General features: G+C 66.8%; 15 protein-coding genes, 1 tRNA gene and 2 pseudogenes. 14 read left to right on the forward strand and 4 right to left on the reverse strand.

What is annotated here, in order from left to right; all coding sequences use genetic code 11:
• The first annotated feature begins 241 nt into the window (after positions 1 to 241).
• Positions 242 to 1753 (forward strand): amino acid permease, encoded by a 1512-nt coding sequence (locus tag UUA_RS16460; protein WP_008438929.1) that lies wholly within the window; start codon positions 242 to 244, stop codon positions 1751 to 1753.
• Between the two features lie 12 nt (positions 1754 to 1765).
• On the opposite strand, the gene UUA_RS16465 is transcribed toward UUA_RS16460, so the two are convergent.
• A complete protein-coding gene (locus UUA_RS16465; protein WP_008438930.1) occupies positions 1766 to 2848 on the reverse strand; it encodes a GGDEF domain-containing protein in 1083 nt (360 codons plus the stop codon).
• Between the two features lie 245 nt (positions 2849 to 3093).
• Between UUA_RS16465 and UUA_RS16470 the strand changes: the two genes are divergently transcribed.
• Together UUA_RS16470 and UUA_RS16475 are read left to right on the forward strand one after the other, a co-directional pair.
• Complete coding sequence (locus tag UUA_RS16470) at positions 3094 to 4992, forward strand: M61 family metallopeptidase (RefSeq protein ID WP_008438932.1); 1899 nt, start codon at positions 3094 to 3096, stop codon at positions 4990 to 4992.
• 123 nt (positions 4993 to 5115) lie between these two features.
• Positions 5116 to 5192: transfer RNA gene (locus UUA_RS16475), tRNA-Arg, on the forward strand.
• A gap of 136 nt (positions 5193 to 5328) precedes the next feature.
• On the opposite strand, the pseudogene UUA_RS16480 reads toward UUA_RS16475, so the two are convergent.
• Positions 5329 to 5448 (reverse strand): annotated as a pseudogene (locus UUA_RS16480) (transposase); the annotation flags it as partial.
• 228 nt (positions 5449 to 5676) lie between these two features.
• Here UUA_RS16480 and moaA point away from each other — a divergent pair.
• The 3 genes and pseudogenes from moaA to UUA_RS20255 form a co-directional block, all read left to right on the forward strand.
• Entirely contained in the window at positions 5677 to 6696 is a 1020-nt protein-coding gene (moaA, locus tag UUA_RS16485; RefSeq protein WP_274378158.1) for a GTP 3',8-cyclase MoaA, read from the forward strand.
• Positions 6697 to 6827: 131 nt separating this feature from the next.
• Positions 6828 to 7232, forward strand: coding sequence for a substrate-binding domain-containing protein (locus UUA_RS20250; RefSeq protein ID WP_268793801.1), 405 nt, complete (start codon positions 6828 to 6830; stop codon positions 7230 to 7232).
• Positions 7225 to 7554, forward strand: a pseudogene (locus UUA_RS20255) (substrate-binding domain-containing protein); the annotation flags it as partial. The gene UUA_RS20250 and the pseudogene UUA_RS20255, both read left to right, overlap by 8 nt.
• Positions 7555 to 7653: 99 nt before the next feature.
• Here UUA_RS20255 and UUA_RS20105 read toward each other — a convergent pair.
• Positions 7654 to 8358 carry a Rieske (2Fe-2S) protein gene (locus tag UUA_RS20105; RefSeq protein ID WP_008438938.1) on the reverse strand — a complete coding sequence of 235 codons (705 nt, stop codon included), beginning with the start codon at positions 8356 to 8358 and terminating at the stop codon, positions 7654 to 7656.
• Between the two features lie 50 nt (positions 8359 to 8408).
• Complete coding sequence (locus UUA_RS16500; protein ID WP_008438939.1) at positions 8409 to 9788, reverse strand: FAD-dependent oxidoreductase; 1380 nt, start codon at positions 9786 to 9788, stop codon at positions 8409 to 8411.
• 365 nt (positions 9789 to 10153) lie between these two features.
• On the opposite strand from UUA_RS16500, the gene UUA_RS16505 reads away from it, so the two are divergent.
• The 8 genes from UUA_RS16505 to soxY all read left to right on the forward strand — a co-directional run bounded on the left by UUA_RS16505 (position 10154) and on the right by soxY (position 16159).
• Complete coding sequence (locus UUA_RS16505) at positions 10154 to 10675, forward strand: YeeE/YedE thiosulfate transporter family protein (RefSeq protein ID WP_008438941.1); 522 nt, start codon at positions 10154 to 10156, stop codon at positions 10673 to 10675.
• Positions 10672 to 11250 carry a YeeE/YedE thiosulfate transporter family protein gene (locus tag UUA_RS16510; RefSeq protein WP_039954326.1) on the forward strand — a complete coding sequence of 193 codons (579 nt, stop codon included), beginning with the start codon at positions 10672 to 10674 and terminating at the stop codon, positions 11248 to 11250. The genes UUA_RS16505 and UUA_RS16510 overlap by 4 nt, the downstream gene beginning before the upstream one ends.
• 16 nt (positions 11251 to 11266) lie before the next feature.
• A complete protein-coding gene (locus UUA_RS16515; RefSeq protein WP_008438943.1) occupies positions 11267 to 11485 on the forward strand; it encodes a hypothetical protein in 219 nt (72 codons plus the stop codon).
• Between the two features lie 62 nt (positions 11486 to 11547).
• Positions 11548 to 12252, forward strand: coding sequence for a DUF6969 family protein (locus UUA_RS16520; protein WP_008438944.1), 705 nt, complete (start codon positions 11548 to 11550; stop codon positions 12250 to 12252).
• A 22-nt stretch (positions 12253 to 12274) separates the two neighbouring features.
• Positions 12275 to 13243 (forward strand): sulfurtransferase, encoded by a 969-nt coding sequence (locus UUA_RS16525; RefSeq protein ID WP_008438945.1) that lies wholly within the window; start codon positions 12275 to 12277, stop codon positions 13241 to 13243.
• A 42-nt stretch (positions 13244 to 13285) separates the two neighbouring features.
• Positions 13286 to 14626 carry a sulfite dehydrogenase gene (gene soxC, locus UUA_RS16530; RefSeq protein ID WP_008438946.1) on the forward strand — a complete coding sequence of 447 codons (1341 nt, stop codon included), beginning with the start codon at positions 13286 to 13288 and terminating at the stop codon, positions 14624 to 14626.
• Positions 14613 to 15605 (forward strand): c-type cytochrome, encoded by a 993-nt coding sequence (locus tag UUA_RS16535; RefSeq protein ID WP_008438948.1) that lies wholly within the window; start codon positions 14613 to 14615, stop codon positions 15603 to 15605. Before soxC ends, UUA_RS16535 begins: the two co-directional genes overlap by 14 nt.
• Before the next feature lie 59 nt (positions 15606 to 15664).
• Positions 15665 to 16159: a thiosulfate oxidation carrier protein SoxY gene (soxY, locus tag UUA_RS16540; RefSeq protein ID WP_008438949.1), complete on the forward strand. Its 495-nt coding sequence runs from the start codon at positions 15665 to 15667 to the stop codon at positions 16157 to 16159.
• Positions 16160 to 16178 lie beyond the last annotated feature (19 nt).

Consider the following 16178-nt stretch of genomic DNA (forward strand, 5'->3'; position numbering starts at 1 on the left):
TCGCTGCGCTCACCCCAACCCACGCGTCCGAACCCACAACCGCCTCATCGAGGTAGGGCGGGCACCGCCCGCCGGCGTTTGTTTTGACAAGGCGGGGGCAGTGCCCGCCCTACCGGGTTCGCGCGGACCTCCATCATTCATTGCGCCACCACGACGATCCGGCGGCAACCGTGCTGCACCGCGCTGGGTGCCTGCGTGCGCATTCGTTATGATCGCCGCTTGTTTGACTCAGGGGCAGGCGATGGGATTCCTCGGCAAGCTGGTGCGCCACAAGACGGTCGAGCAATTGCAGGCGGAGGCCGGCACGCGCGGCGACTTCCGCCGCGTGCTGGGCTTGTGGCAGCTCACCGCGATCGGCATCGGCGGCATCATCGGCGTCGGCATCTTCGTGCTCGCCGGGCAGCAGGCGGCGATGAACGCCGGCCCTGCGGTGGCGATCAGCTTCCTCATCGCCGGCGTCGGCAGCGCCTGCGCCGCGCTGTGCTACGCCGAGTTCGCCGGGCTGATCCCGGTCACCGGCAGCGCCTACACCTACGGCTACGCGGTGCTGGGCGAGTTCGCCGCGTGGATCATCGGCTGGGATCTGCTGCTGGAGTACGCGCTGGTGGTCGCGGTGGTGGCGATCGGCTGGTCCGGCTACGTGCAGGTGCTCCTGGCCTCGGCCGGCGTGCACCTGCCGGAGTGGGCGCAGCAGAGCATGAGCGCGCAGACGATGGAGTACTACCTGCAGCGGCTGTTCGGCCTGCACGGCTCCACGGCGATCGCCGGGCTCAGCGACGGCCATCGCTTCAACGTGATCGCTGCCGGCGTGTCGCTGGCGGTCGCGGTGCTGCTGACCGTACGCACCGAGTGGGGCGCGCGCTTCAACACCGCGGTGGTGGCGATCAAGGTAATCGGCGTGTTGCTGGTGGTCGGCGTGGGCGTGTTCTACATCGACACGGCGAACTGGCACCCGTTCGTGCCGCCGCGGGTGGTCGATGCCGCCACCGGCATCGGCCACTTCGGCTGGGCCGGCGTGCTGACCGGCGCCAGCGTGGTGTTCTTTGCGGTGTTCGGCTACGACACGCTGACCACCGCGGCGGAGGAATCGAAGCACCCGCAGCGCGACCTGCCGCGCGCGGTGCTGCTGTCGCTGGCGATCGCGATGGTGCTGTACCTGGCGGTGTCGCTGGTACTCACCGGCATCACCCACTACAGCAACCTCGGTGGCGAGGCCTCGGTGTCCGACGCGTTCGAGCAGATCGGCCTGCACTGGCTCAGCGTCGCCATCGCGGCGGCCGCGGTGATCGGCGTCACCAGCGTGCTGTTCGCGTTCATGCTGGGCGCGGCGCGGATCTGGTTCGCGCTGGCCCGCGACGGCCTGCTGCCGGCGTGGTTCGCGAAAGTCAGCCCGCGCTTCGGCACGCCGGCGCGGCCGACGATGATCCTGGGCCTGTTCACCGCGCTGGTGGCCGGCCTGCTGCCGATCGGCGAGGTGGCCGAGCTGGTCAACATCGGCACGCTCAGCGCTTTCATCATCATCTGCGCCTCCATCATGCTGCTGCGCGTGCGCCGGCCGGACCTGCAGCGCAACTTCAGGACCCCGGCAGTGTGGTTCACCGCGCCGCTGGGCATCGCATTCTCCATCGCGCTGATCTACGGTCTGCCGTGGATCACCTACGAGCGCTTCATCCTCTGGATGGCGCTGGGCTGCGTGATCTACTTCGCCTACGGCATCCGGCACAGCAAGATGGCGCAGCGCGGGCGGGCGTAGCGCCAGCGGCTTTCAGCAGTCGTCGGGGCTGCACACCACGCGGTCGCGTCCAGTGTTCTTGGCCTGGCGCATGGCCTGGTCGGCACGCGCCAGCAGGGTCTGGATGTCGTCGCGGCAGCGCTGCGAACAGGCGACGCCGATGCTGGTGGTGAGCGGGCCGTCGGGGCGCCGGATCTCGTGCATCGACAGGCGCAGCTGCTCGGCGCGCCGGCACCCCTGTTCCAGGCTGTTGCCGGGCAGCAGCATCGCGAACTCCTCGCCGCCGATGCGGCCGATCAGGTCGCCCGCGCGGGTCTGCCTACGCAGCGTCGCGGCCAGCGCGACCAGCGCCGCGTCGCCGGCGGCGTGGCCGTACTGGTCGTTGAGCTGCTTGAAGCGGTCGGCATCGACGAACAGCATGCAGGCCGGCTGCCGTTGCCGGTGCAACTCGGCCAGCGCGGAGCGCGCCAGCTCCAGGAAACGGTTGCGCACCAGCAGGCCGGTGAGGCCATCGGTGTTGGCCTGCTCGCGCAGCTGGCGTTCCAGGCGGAACTGCTCGAACAGGGTGCGCGCCATGAATGCCCGCAGCACCGTCGACAGCACGATCGCGATCGCCATGTAGACCAGGTACTGGAACACCAGCGCGCTGTCGATGTTGCCGGACAGCAGCATCGGCAGCGGCCCCAACGCGCACAACAGCATGGCGGCGATGAAGTCCCAGCGGCCCAGCCAGATCACCGAGGACGCCACCGGCAACAGCAGCCCGGGCAGCACCACCGACTGCCGGTGCAGGTCGTCCGCGCCGTTGAGGTTGATGCCGATCTCCAGCAGCGCGACGCACAGCAGGGTCAGCGTGCTGAGCAGGCCGGGCTGGCGCACCCGCCGCGTCGAGGCGGCAATCAGCAACAGCAGCGGCAGCGGAGCAAGACGCAGCCACAGCGGCAACGGCGAATGGCGCACCAGGGTGCCGGCGATCACCGCCACCAGGTAGGCCAGCGCGCCCACCAGCATCAGGGCATGGATCATCGGCCCCATCCGCTGCGCCAGATAACGGCTGTACTCGCGGCGTTGCCCGCCGTCGCGGACCTGTCGCAGATGCTTGAACAAGGCGTGCATGCGGGTTCTGCCGGAAGGGAGGCCGGGAGCCTTTGCTCCAGACTGAGCAAGATGGATGCCAGGCCGCGGCCCGCGGCCGCTGCGGATTCATGCGCGAGCCAAGTTCGTGACCTTCGGCAGGGGTGAAGCCCGCCGCCGCCGGTCTAGCATCGACCGCTCGAATGCCTGCCGCGGCAACTTCTGGGCTCGTCCGGGCGGCCTCCCGCCGCCGGTCCGGCGCACGCCTTTTTTCACCGGAGACCACTTTGAAAGTCAACCGCCTCACCATCGCCCTCGCCGCCACCGCCCTCGGCCTGGCCAGTTTCGCCGCCCTTGCCGATGTCCCGGCGCCGCAGGATGTGCCCTACCAGGGCACCTTGAAGATCAAGGTGGACGCCACCGACGTGGCGCGCCGGATCTTCCGCGTGCACGAGACGATTCCTGCGCAGCCGGGGCCGCTGACCCTGCTGTACCCGCAGTGGCTGCCGGGGCACCACTCGCCCAGCGGCCCGATCGACAAGCTGGCCGGCCTGGTGGTGACCGCCAACGGCAAGACCCTGCCGTGGAAGCGTGACACGCTGAACGTCTATGCCCTCCACGTCGAGGTGCCCGCAGGCGCCAGCAGCGTCGAGGTGTCGTTCCAGTTCCTGTCGCCGCAGAGCACCCGCCAGGGTCGCGTGGTGATGACGCCGGAAATGCTGAACCTGCAGTGGAACGCCAACACGGTGTACCCGGCCGGCTACTTCGCCAAGCGCATCATGACCGAGGCCAGCGTGACCTTTCCCGCCGGCTGGCAGTTCGGCAGCGCGCTGGAAGTGGCCTCGCGCGAGGGCGACACGGTGCACTTCAAGCCGCTCGCGTACAACGACCTGGTCGACTCGCCGATCTACGCCGGCAAGTACTTCAAGCGCGTCGACCTGGACCCGGGCGCGAAGGCGCCGGTGCACCTCAACATCGTGGCCGACGCCCCGAAGTATCTGGAGATCACCCCGCAACAGCTGAAGCTGCACCAGAACCTGGTGCAGCAGATGTACAAGCTGTACGGCGCGCACCACTACGACCACTACGACTTCCTGCTCTCGCTCAGCGACAAGATGAGCGGCAACGGCCTGGAGCACCATCGCTCCAGCGAGAACGGCGTGGGCCCCGGCTACTTCACCGAGTGGGACAAGAACGCACTGAGCCGCGACCTGCTGCCGCACGAGTTCAACCATTCATGGGACGGCAAGTACCGCCGCGGCGCCGACCTCACCACGCCGAACTTCAACGTGCAGATGGAAGACTCGCTGCTGTGGGTGTACGAGGGCCAGACCCAGTTCTGGGGCCAGGTGATGGCGGCGCGCTCGGGCCTGTGGAGCGCCGAGCAGACGCGCGACATGCTCGCCTTCGTCGCCGCCACCTACGACCGCGGCCGGCCCGGCCTGGCCAGCTGGCGCAATGTGCAGGACACCACCAACGATCCGATCATCGCCCAGCGCGCGCCGCTGCCGTACCGCAACTACCAGGGCAGCGAGGACTACTACTCGGCCGGCCAGATGATCTGGCTCGACGTCGACGCCAGGCTGCGCGAACTGAGCCGCGGCAAGCATTCCATCGACGATTTCGGCAAGGCCTTCTTCGGCATGGGCAACGGCCAGTGGGACGTCAACACCTACACCTTCGAGGACGTGGTGAAGACGCTCAATGACATCCAGCCGTTCGACTGGGCCAGCTACCTGCGCACGCGCCTGGACGGCCACGGCCCGCTGACCGGCGGCATCGAAGGCCACGGCTGGAAGCTGGTCTACACCGACAAGCCGTCCGCCGCGGTGAAGGCGATCGAGGCGCGCCGGCACTCCGCCGACCTCACCTACTCGCTCGGCCTCTCGATCGGCAAGGGCGGCGACATCGCCGACGTGCTGTGGGACGGCCCCGCGTTCAGGGCCGGCATCTCGCCCGGCATGACGGTGGTCGCGGTCAACAGCCACGACTACGACGCCGACGCGCTGAAGGACGCCGTCACCGCCGCCGCGAAGGACAAGAGCCAGCCGGTCGAGTTGCTAGTGAAGAACTTCGACCAGTACCAGACCGTGCGCATCGACTACCACGATGGCCTGAAGTACCCGCACCTGGTCCGCGACAACAGCAAGCCCGACACCCTGGGCGAGCTGCTCAAGGCACGCTGAGGCCCGGCGCTCCCGTCCCGTTCCGCGCGGACGGGCGGGAGCCATCCACCGCCATCGGCAACTCCGCTATACTGCGCTCCCCGCGACAGCGGCCTCCGGCCGGCCTGCCGCGCGGCCTTGCATGCGCCCGTAGCTCAGCTGGATAGAGTACTGCCCTCCGAAGGCAGGGGTCGTGGGTTCGAATCCCGCCGGGCGCACCATCAAATCATCGACTTGCGTCGATTTCGCTTCCAACACGCGAAAGCAATCCCCCACTTTTAGTTGACAGTAAAAGTGGAGCCAGGCAGCGAGCGCCAGTTCCTGTATCGGTGTGATGCCGCCGAACTTGCTGCGTCATTTGTAGAACGTCGCCGAGCTGATGCCATGTTCGCGGCACAGCTGCGGCACGGGCGTGCCGACCTCGGCTTGCTTGAGCACGGCCAGGATCTGGCTGTCGGTGAATCGCGATTTCCGGATGGAACCTCCTCGGGAAAGACTACGAGAAAATTCCACTTCTGGCGTCCGCCAATCGGCGGGGAATTACCGGCAGCGGTCGCGGTGAGTAGCCTGCTGGTGCCATCGCTGCCCGGTAGTGGGTGAATCCGGACGGCGCGGTGGTTTGCGCCGGCTGCTCCAGATCAGGTGCGGGTGGGGTTTGATGACATACCCTAATGGGTATTCTGGCCGGACGAGATGGGGTGAGGCGTGGAAACGCGAGACACACTGGGACGATTGATGCGCGACCTGCGCATCTCGGTGACCGACCGCTGCAACTTCCGTTGCACCTACTGCATGCCGAAGGAGCTCTTCGGCGCTGACCACGCGTTCCTGCCGCGCGCCAGCCTGCTGAGCTTCGAGGAGATCGCTCGGCTCGCGCGTCTGTTCGCGGCACTGGGCGTCACCAAGCTGCGCCTGACCGGCGGTGAACCGCTGGTGCGCAAGGAGATCGAGCGGCTGGTTGCGTTGCTCGCGCCGATTCCCGGCATTGCCGACATCAGCCTGACCACCAACGGTTCGCTGTTGACGGCGGACAAGGCGCGCCAGCTGAAGGCCGCAGGGCTGCAGCGCATCACCATCAGCCTTGATGCGCTCGACGACGCGACGTTCAAGGCGATGAACGGGGTCGGGTTCCCGGTGCGCAAGGTGCTGGATGCCATCGACAACGCGGTCGCGGCCGGGTTTGCGCCGGTCAAGATCAACATGGTGCTCAAGCGCGGCGCCAACGATGCGTGCATCGAGGCGATGGCGGAGCATTTCCGTGGTAGTGGCTGCGTCCTGCGCTTCATCGAATTCATGGATGTCGGCACCACCAACGGCTGGCGCATGCAGGACGTGGTGCCGTCGGCCGAAGTGATCGCGCGCGTCGATGCGCGCTGGCCGCTGGAACGCGTGCCGGCGAACTATCCCGGCGAAGTGGCCAATCGCTGGCGCTACAAGGATGGTGCGGGCGAGGTCGGCGTGATTGCCTCGGTGACCCAACCGTTCTGCGGCGGGTGCACGCGTGCACGGCTGTCGGCGGAAGGCGTGCTGTACACCTGCCTGTTTGCCGGCGGGGGCGCGAGCCTGCGCGACCTGCTGCGCGGCGGCGCCGACGACGAGGTGGTCATGGACAAGATCGCCGGGGTGTGGGGCAGGCGCCGTGATCGCTATTCGGAATTGCGCACCGAGGCGACGCCGGAAATCGCGGCGCGCAAGAAAATCGAGATGTCCTATATTGGCGGATAGTTGCAGCGTGCTGCGCGTGACCGCTGCTGCTGGCCGCGGCGGCCGTCGCCGCACCCGTTTCGTCGACCGCGGATTATCTGCCGCCGTGGAACCTGCCGCCCGAAGGCGGCGTGCATTTCCAGGTGCCACCGGTGGACGCGATTGCCGACCTGCATGGCGATATCGTCAATCTTCAGCGGGTGGTGCTCTTCGCCGGCAACCGGTTCATGGTGGTGCACGATCTGGTGGCGGCATTCCGGCAAGCGTATCCGCAGTACCAGCGCATCTACGTGGAAACGCTGCCGCCCGGGATCCTTGCGCAGCAGATCCAGACCGGCTCGCTGGTGAGGGGCAACCTGAAGATCGAATTGCAGCCCGACGTCCACACGGCCGGCAAGGGCGCGATTGCGCGCCTGCAGGACGAGCACGACTGGTTCACCGACACGCTCGACGATACCCGCAACGGGCTGGCGATTCTGGTGCCGGCCGGCAATCCGAAACACGTGCGCGGGCTCGCTGACCTTGGTCGCGCGGACGTACGGGTCAAGCATGCCTGACCCCAAATGGGAAGGCATCGCGCGCCAGATCGAGGCAAGCTACCGCAAGGCGGGCGACGAGGCGCTGGTCACGGCGGTCATGCAGACCAAGGTCGCGGCCGGCAGTACGTTCCTCACTCGCATCCATCATCGCCAGTCGCCGCTGCGCATCCTGCAGGGCGAAGCCGACGCCGCGCCGGTGTGGTCGACCGAGGCATGGTTCCAGCAGCAGATCCAGCACCATCCGGTGGAAACGGTGACGATCCCGGCCGCGCAAAACAGCACTGCCACCTACACCGCGGCGGTGATGAAGGCGGCCCCACACGCCGAGGCTGCGCGTGATTTCGTGAAGTTCATGGCGGGCGCGCAGGCACGTGCGATCTATGCGAAGTACGGTTTCCAGCCGCCGGCGCGTTGGCCCGCCGGCGCCGTGGTCGGACCGTCAGCAGGTGGACACCGCGGCGGAATATCGGCTGAGCGGGATGGCCACGGCGGTCTCGCCCACCGGCTGGCGATAGCCGCCCGGCCCGAAGCGGTCGATCAGATCCGACTTGTACGCGTCGAAGAAACGCGCGAAGAACTTGTCGCCGACGCAGCCGGTGGCGATCAGGCCATCGCTTTCAGCGTCCCATGCCAGTCGCGCCGGCAGCAGCGCATTCGGCGCCGGCCCGGCCACCCGCGCAGCACCGGTGGCCGGGTCGTACACGCTGCCGTGTGTGCAGCACACGATGAGGCCGGGCGCATCGGTGAGCGGGCTGCCCGAGGCCGCGTAGCGGATCGCGCTGTAGTCGGGTGTCGGGTAGCTCAGCTGGTGCATGCAGATGGCAACGCAGGCGACGAGGTTGGCATGCGGCCCCGCGCCCGCCGGGCTGGTGTAATCGCCGTCTTCCGGTGAAGCGAGGGCGGTCGGATGCGCGGCGCGCCCGCCGAGGTTGATGAGGAAGCACGGGATGCCGCGGTAGGGATAGGCAAACACCAGCGCTTCGGTGGTCGTGACGTCGGCTGCCTTGAGCGGGCTGCCATCGGCGTTGACCAGGCGTGCCGGTGGATGGTCGGCCATGGCGGCGGCGAGTGCGGGGTGGCCGCGCCAGCACGCGGCCGCGATGGCGGTACCTGCGCACGTCTTGACGAATGATCTGCGATCCATGGGAATGGGTTCCGGCTGGGTCGCTTGCGCGGCCCGACCGGCCTCGTCATTCAGGCCTTGAACATGTCGCGATACAGCCCGTGTGCCCATTCCAGATAGGTGGCGCCGTTGGCCTCGCTGCGCGTGTTGTCGACCTTGGTGTCCTTGAAGCCGGTGATCGCATCCTTCGTGGCGTCGTAGCCGTAGTAGGTGTCGACCCAGATCGCCTGCTTCGGGAAGGCGTCGACCATCGAGTAGCACAACGTCTGCGGCGAGGTCCACGTGATGTCCTTGCCCTGCGCGCGCGCCGCCAGCACCTTGGCCACGTAGTGGCCTTCGCTGTTGGAGGTGTTGCCGCTCTTGGAGTACGGCATCGGCCGCGAGTCGCCGGTCACGTACACGTGTTCGTCGCCGATCAGGTTGTAGAAGCGGATGTCGATGTTCGCTTCCTTCTGGTTGCTCTTGGTGGGCGGCGCCATCAGTCCCAGTTCCTCGATCAGCGTGGCCGCGCGGATGTTGGGATAGATCGCCGCATCGTCGAACTTGTAGCTGTCGAACTCGGTGTGGACGGTGCGTTGGGCGACGTCCACGCCGGTGACCGCCGAGGTCGGGTGCCACTCGATGATGCCCTTGTACAGCTCGTCGAAGGCGGCGTGGAAGCCCGGCGCCTTGATCGTGATCTCGGGGTTGGCGTCCAGCACCACGACCTTGCCCTTGAGCTTGTTGTGCTTGATGACCGAGGCGATCAGGCAGGCGCGCTCGTACGGCGCGGGCAGGCAGCGGTAGTTGCCGCTGGGCACGGTCTGGATGAACACGCCGCCCTCGAATTGGCGCACCTTGCGATGGATGGTGACGTGCTCGGTCGGGCAGATGAAACCGCCGGGGTAGGTCTGCCGCAGCGCGACCTTGGTGTCGATGTCATGCACGCCGATCTTGTCGTAGTCGTAGGAGATGCCGGGCGCGATGACGAGGAAGTCGTACTTGATGTCGCCTTCGTTGGTGGCGACGGTGCGGCTGGCACGGTCCAGCCCGATGCAGGTCGCGTTGACGTAGATGTAGTCGCTGTTGTGGGCTGCGTCGAGGAAGCTGTGGTCGGCCAGGAACTCGAGATCGATGATGCCCGGGTACCACAGGTTGCTGGCGAAGCACGACGAATACATGCAGCGCTTCTCGACCAGCACCACATCGAACTTCGGGTAGGCCTTCTTCGCGTACTTGGCGATGGTGAGGCCGGAGGTGCCGCCGCCGATGATCACCAGGCGTGGCCCCCTGGCCTTCGGCAAGTCGAGCATGCGGTGCGTGGAAACGAATGGCGCCCCTTGCTTGTCGCTCGCGGGTTGCGCTGCACCGGCGGCGAGTGCCGCGGGTCCGGTTGCGAGCACGGCGGGTGCTGCCGCCAACACCGTGCTGCTCATCTTCAGGAAGTGTCGGCGATCGATTTCGTGGGTCATGTCCTGGTCTCCTCGTGGGATGCGAACCAACGGCGGCGTGTCGTCTCGCCAGGCAATCGTCAGCCGCAGCGGGCGTGTGCTGGCGTCGCGCCCTAGATGATGGTGGAGCTCCCCTGTCGGCATCGGTTGCCGGCCGCGGCGGCAACCGTGCATACCATACGCCGTATGGTACAGGTCATGCCCAGGGGTGCATGCAGGCCGCGCGTGTGGGCTCGCGAGACGCCCCGTACCATCGTGCCGCGGGCGGCGAAGCGCGCAATTGCCGGACTTGTTGCACCACAGCGTGCATTCGGTAACGCGACGCGATTAGGGTGCGCAACACATACCGTCCGGGGTATCCGTTCCTCTATGGGAGGTGCATCGTGATGCTGGTGATGAAGACGCGGCCGATCTGGAAAGCACATGTTGCCGGGGTGGCGCTCGGCCTGGTGTTGATGGTGACGTTTCTGGCGACGGGCCACGGCCTCGGCGCCTCCGGTGCACCGACCGACCTTGCGGCGGTCGCCTCCAAGGCCATCGCGCCAGCGGCTACCACGGTCAATGGCTATCTGGGCCCAATGGTGGCGGGTGGCAACAATCCGCTGAATTCCTGGATCGTGTGGGAAGTGCTCGGCATGGGCATCGGTGCCCTGCTCGCTGCCTGGTGGTCAGGCCGCCTGCGCTTGCGTGTCGAGGGACCGCCGCGGGCACGCACCTTGGGGCGTCTGGCGCTGGCGCTGGCTGGCGGCATCCTGTCGGGCTTTGGTGCGCGCGTATCGGCTGGGTGCACCAGCGGCCTTGGCTTGTCGGGCGGGGCGGTACTGGCTACGGCCGGCTTCGTGTTCCTGATCGGGTTCTTCCTGACCGGAATCATCGTCGGGATGGCTACGCGGAGGCTATGGCAATGACTTTTCCTTTGGGCTGGACGACCCCGCTCTCGGGGATCGTGTTTGGCGTCCTGTTCGGGTTCGTGCTGCAACGCGGAGGGCTCGGCAATGGCTGTCGCCTGAGCGCGCAGTTGCGCCTCAAGGACTGGACCGTATTCAACGTGATGTTCACGGCGATCATCGTCGCCGCCGGCGGCTTGTACCTGATGCAGATGTTCGGGCTGGTGAAATGGTCCGAGCTGTTCGTGCCGACCACGTTCCTGTGGGCGACCCTGCTGGGCGGTGCTCTGATCGGCGCCGGCATGGCCGTGGGCGGCTATTGCCCCGGCACCTCGGTGGTGGGCGCGACGGCGGGCCGCATCGACGGCATCGTGTTTTTCGTCGGGCTGGTGGTCGGCGTCGTGATGTTCGCCGGCATTTTCGGCGACATCGAGCCCTTCCTCACCGCGGCACCCGGCCCGCAGGGCCAGACGCTGGGCCAGCTGCTGCACATTCCTGACTGGCTGGTGCTGGTGTTGCTGGTGGGCGGTGCCGTCCTGGTGGGCTGGCTCAGCCGTCGCATTGCGACCTCCAACCAGATCAGTTGCGCTGATTGAGCCCACGGAGTCCGACATGAAACAGAAATCCGTACCGCTGGCCGCCGCGATGTCCGTGGCGTTGTTGTCGCTGGGTGGCCTGGCCGCATGCAGCAGTCCGACGTCGTCGAACCATACCGCGCCGCAAGCCGCGGTTTCCAGCAGCACTGCCGCGGCGAAGTCGGCAACGGCCAATCCGTGCGCACCGAAGGCGGCGGCCAACCCGTGCGCGCCCAAGGCAGAGGTCAAGCCCTGAGCATCGCGGAGGCCGAAGATGATCAATCCGTGCGCGCTACAGGGGCAGAGCAGGTGAAGCACATGACGACCAGCGTCCGCACCGACCGCGCGCACTTGCGGGTGTCGCGCTCGGCGCTCCAAAGCGGGTTGCTGGCTGGCGGGGCACCTCGGTTGCGCTCCACGCGGCGAACTGCGCGCGACCTGATCAGTTTGCTGGACGATTGCGTGGCCCGCGGCGTCACGCCGCTCGGCGAGGCGCTGGGTCCGAAAGTTCCCCAGGCGTGGCAGCAGTACGCCGCGGCCGAAGGGCAGGCATTGCGCGCGGGCGGATGGTTTTTCTACTACCACTCGCATGATCGTGGCACGCCCGGGGAGCACGGCCATTTTCATGTGTTCACGGACTTGCCTCGCGTGCGTGGCAAGCGCGTGTCGGGTTTCTCGCATCTCGTCGGCATTGGCGTCGATGCGCGTGGTCTGCCCTTGCGGTTGTTCACCACCAATCGCTGGGTGACGGCCGAGACATGGCAGGACGCGCAGGCGATGACGGCGAAGTTCGCGCGCCTCGTGGCGGCACGGCCCGATGCGTCGGATCGTCTCGAACGCTGGCTGCACGACCTGCTGGTGTTGTTTGCGCCGCAGATCCGTCTGCTGCTTGCGCGTCGCGACCGGCGTGTTGCCGCGCACGGAGGCGAGGGCGTGTTCGAGGATCGCCGCATGTATGTGTTGAGTTGCTGCAAGGTTTCCCTGACTGACCAAGTGGCGGCGATTGATGCCGCGTCGTCGTGAAGGTGTCCACCAGGAGGATGACATGAAGCGTTTTTTTGCCGGTGTGTTGTTGGCCATCGTCGCAGCCATGGTGTCGAGTGTGGCGTTCGGCTTGGGCGTACCAGGCCCGCTGGTGACGCCGGCGTGGCTGCAGCAGCACCTCGCTGAAGTCAACGTGCTTGATGTGCGTGACGATCTGGCATCGTTCACCAAGGCGCCGACGTTCACGACCGAAAGCGGCAAGAAGACGCTTGCCGGTTTTGGTGGACATGTTCCCGGCGCGCTGTTGCTCGATTTCAGCAAGGTGCGCACGTCGCGCGTGATCGATGGGCGCGAGATCAAGTGGATGTTGCCGACGCAGGCGGATTTCCAGGCCTTGCTGCGCGGCGTGGGCGTGCAGAACGGACGGCCCACCGTGATCGTTTCCGACGGCACCTCCGCGGGCGACCTCGACATGGCGGCGCGGGTGTACTGGTCGATGAAGGTATATGGCGACAACAGCCTCGCGATCCTCGATGGCGGCACCGCGGCGTGGCTGGAAGCGGGGTACCCGGTCAATACCGACGCCGCCAAGCCCGCTGCCGGCAACTGGGTGGCGGGGCCCGAGAACCGCAAGCTGTTTGCCGACAGCAATGACGCCGCCAAGGCTGCCGCGCAGGGCAAGCAGTTGGTCGATGCACGCCCGTTGGCGTTTTACCTCGGGCTGGAGCGCAAGCCGATTGTGCTTGCCGCGGGCCACATCAAGGGGGCCGAAGACTTCCCACCAGAGGTGCGCGCGGTGAAGCGTGACGGCAGCATGCATTTCCTCAGCCGCGCCGATTACGAGGGTGTGTTCAAGCACCTTGGCGTCAATACGCACAAGTCGACGATCACCTATTGCAACACCGGCCATCTCGCCTCAGGGGCGTGGTTCGTGCTGCACGAGGTCATGCAAAACCCCAATGTCGCCGTGTACGACGGGTCGATGTACGAGTGGACCACCGAGAAGCGGCCAGTCGTGGGTTTGCCGTGATCGGACTGGACAGCATTGCAGCGTGCCACCACGGAGTCGTCGATGAGCACGCATGACACCAGGCTGGGGCGCCTGATCGAGGCGCCAGAAAATTTCCTGTCGACGGAAGGCCGCTCGCGGCGCGAGGTGCTGCGTCGCATCGGCCTTGGCCTTGGTGCGACTGCTGCTGCGGCCGCCGCGCTGCCAGCGCTGGCGCACGCCGGCGAGTACGTGCCGGATCCGAAGTACCTGCCGCCCAACCTCGCGCCGTGGTCGCAGGATCTCGGCAAACCGGTGGGCTCCGACCCCTATGGCCTGCCGTCGCCGTTCGAGCGCAGCAACATCCGGCGATCCAGTCCGGGCCTGACCACGACCACGCAGTCCTCGGTCGCGTTTTCGCCGCTGCAGAACCAGTTCGGCATCATCACGCCCAACGGCCTGCACTTCGAGCGCAATCACAACGGTCGCGCCGACATCAATCCCTACGACCACCGCCTGATGGTCCACGGGCTGGTGCGCGAGGCCAAGATCTACACGATGGAGGACCTGCTGAGGTTCCCCTCGGTTTCGCGGATCCATTTCATCGAATGCGGCGCGAACACCGGGATGAACTGGGCGACCCCGGCCGTGCCGACGGTGCAGTACACGCACGGCATGTTGAGCTGCTCCGAGTGGACGGGCGTGCCGTTATCGACGCTGCTTGACGACGTGGGCTTCGATCGCAAGCGGGCGAAATTCATCCTCGCCGAGGGCGCCGATGGCTCGGGCCTCACGCGCACCATCCCCATCGAATTCGCGCTGGACGACGTGCTGGTCGCGTACGGGCAGAACGGCGAGATGCTGCGGCGCGAACAGGGCTATCCGGTGCGGCTGCTGGTGCCGGGCGTGCAGGGCGTCTCCAACGTGAAGTGGCTGCGCCGGATCAAGGTGGGCGACCAGCCGTGGAACACGCGCGAGGAATCGCTGCAGTACAGCGATCTGATGCCCGATGGCCGGACGCGCCAGTACACCTGGATCCAGGAGGCCAAGTCGGTCATCACCTCGCCGTCGGGCGAGCAGCAACTGCTGGACAAGGGCGGGTATTACCAGATCCGCGGCCTCGCCTGGTCGGGGCGTGGCCGGATCAAGCGCGTCGACATATCGACTGACGGCGGCCGCAACTGGCGCCAGGCGGAGTTGCAGGGGCCGGTACTGACCAAGGCCCTCACGCGCTTCTGCGCCGACTGGCACTGGGATGGCAGCCCGGCGTTGCTGCAAAGCCGCTGTGTCGACGAGACCGGCTACGTGCAACCGGCCATGGCGCAATTGCGCGAAGTGCGTGGCACCCACTCGCCCTACCACAACAACGGGATCCAGACGTGGCAGGTCGATACCGAAGGCAAGGTGCACAATGTCCAGGTCTAGGCTGCTCGCCATCGCCAGCGTCGCGGGGTTTGGCGCAGCCGGCCTGGTCTATGCGGCCAGCGCGTCGAATTACGGACTGGGGACCGCGGCCACGCCGCAGCAGATCGCGGGCTGGAACATCGACGTGCGCCCCGACGGGCAGGGGCTGCCGCGTGGCCAGGGTTCGGTCGCGCAGGGCGAAAAGATCTTCGACGCCAATTGCGCGGTGTGCCACGGCACTTTTGGCGACAGCAACAAGTACATGGTGCTGGCCGGCGGCGTGGGTTCGCTCAAGACCAACGCGCCGCTCAGCACCGTCGGCAGCCGGCTCAACTACGCGACAACCCTGTTCGACTACGTCAACCGGGCGATGCCGTTCCCGCACTCGAAGTCGTTGACGGCCGACGAGGTGTACGCCGTTACGGCCTACGTGCTCAACCTCAGCGACATCGTGCCCGGCAACTTCGTGGCCAATCGCGAGACGTTGCCGCAGGTGAAGATGCCGAACCGCGATGGTTTCTACGAGTTCCCCGGCCTGATGCACGTGCATGGCAAGTCCGACACGCACAACACCACTTGCATGCGCGATTGCGCCAAGGAGGTGAAGATCACCGGTTCGATCCCGGAGGGCTTTGTCGCCTCGATGTACGGCGACATCCGCGACAACTTTCGCGGCCTGGCCAGCATGAATGAAGCCGCGCCGCCGGCTGACGAGACAACCGCGCATGCGGCGGCCGCACCAGCCCCGCAAGCGCTGATCGAACAGTTCGGGTGCGCAGCGTGCCACGGCATCGACAAGAAAATCGTGGGGCCGGCGTTCCGCAGTGTCGCCGCCAAGTACAAGGCGGATGCGGGCGCGGAGCAGCGTCTGTTCAAGAAGGTGCGCGCGGGGGGCTCGGGGGTGTGGGGCAACATCCCGATGCCGCCGCAGACCGGGTCGAGCGACGCCGAACTCACCGCGATCATCCAGTGGGTCCTGGCCGGCTCGCCAGAAAAGTAAACCATGTGCATGGCGATGCATGCGCGCGGGTGGAGTCAACATCAGTCGAGGGCGTTGCAATGAAATCGAACAGACGGGATTTTCTGAAACTGGCAGGCGGTGGCAGTGCGTTGGCGCTGCTGGTCGGCAGCGGCTGGATACCGACTCGGGCGTGGGCCGCGGACGACGTGCTGCACGCACTCGCGCCGGGCGACAGTCGCAAGGAGTTCGAGGCGCACACCATCGACGAGCTGGTGAAGGCGCTGGGTGGCACGCAGGCGCAGCTGTCCAAGGACGTCGACCTCACCGCCCCCGACATCGCCGAAAACGGCGCGGTGGTGCCGGTCGAAGTGCAGAGCAACCTGCCTAACACCAAGCTGATCGCGATTGCCTGCGAGAAGAACCCCAATGCGCTGACCGCGGCGTGCCACATCCCGGATGGCACCGAACCCTACGTGTCGCTGCGCATGAAGCTTGCGCAGACTGCCAAGGTCACGGCGCTGGTGCAGACCGACAAGGGCTTCTTCTACGCCGAGCGCCTGGTCAAGGTGACGCTCGGCGGCTGCGGCGGTTGAGAACGATCCATTCACGAGG

This window comes from Rhodanobacter thiooxydans LCS2 (assembly GCF_000264375.1).
Classification (GTDB): domain Bacteria; phylum Pseudomonadota; class Gammaproteobacteria; order Xanthomonadales; family Rhodanobacteraceae; genus Rhodanobacter; species Rhodanobacter thiooxydans.

Coding starts and splice junctions, on each gene's coding strand:
- UUA_RS16520 (WP_008438944.1), top strand. CDS start 11,548: ATGACGACCAGCGTCCGCACCGACCGCGCGCACTTGCGGGTGTCGCGC.
- UUA_RS16535 (WP_008438948.1), top strand. CDS start 14,613: ATGTCCAGGTCTAGGCTGCTCGCCATCGCCAGCGTCGCGGGGTTTGGC.
- UUA_RS16505 (WP_008438941.1), top strand. CDS start 10,154: ATGCTGGTGATGAAGACGCGGCCGATCTGGAAAGCACATGTTGCCGGG.
- UUA_RS20105 (WP_008438938.1), bottom strand. CDS start 8,358: ATGGATCGCAGATCATTCGTCAAGACGTGCGCAGGTACCGCCATCGCG.
- UUA_RS16525 (WP_008438945.1), top strand. CDS start 12,275: ATGAAGCGTTTTTTTGCCGGTGTGTTGTTGGCCATCGTCGCAGCCATG.
- UUA_RS16510 (WP_039954326.1), top strand. CDS start 10,672: ATGACTTTTCCTTTGGGCTGGACGACCCCGCTCTCGGGGATCGTGTTT.
- UUA_RS16500 (WP_008438939.1), bottom strand. CDS start 9,788: ATGACCCACGAAATCGATCGCCGACACTTCCTGAAGATGAGCAGCACG.
- UUA_RS16515 (WP_008438943.1), top strand. CDS start 11,267: ATGAAACAGAAATCCGTACCGCTGGCCGCCGCGATGTCCGTGGCGTTG.
- soxC (WP_008438946.1), top strand. CDS start 13,286: ATGAGCACGCATGACACCAGGCTGGGGCGCCTGATCGAGGCGCCAGAA.
- UUA_RS16465 (WP_008438930.1), bottom strand. CDS start 2,848: ATGCACGCCTTGTTCAAGCATCTGCGACAGGTCCGCGACGGCGGGCAA.
- UUA_RS16460 (WP_008438929.1), top strand. CDS start 242: ATGGGATTCCTCGGCAAGCTGGTGCGCCACAAGACGGTCGAGCAATTG.
- soxY (WP_008438949.1), top strand. CDS start 15,665: ATGAAATCGAACAGACGGGATTTTCTGAAACTGGCAGGCGGTGGCAGT.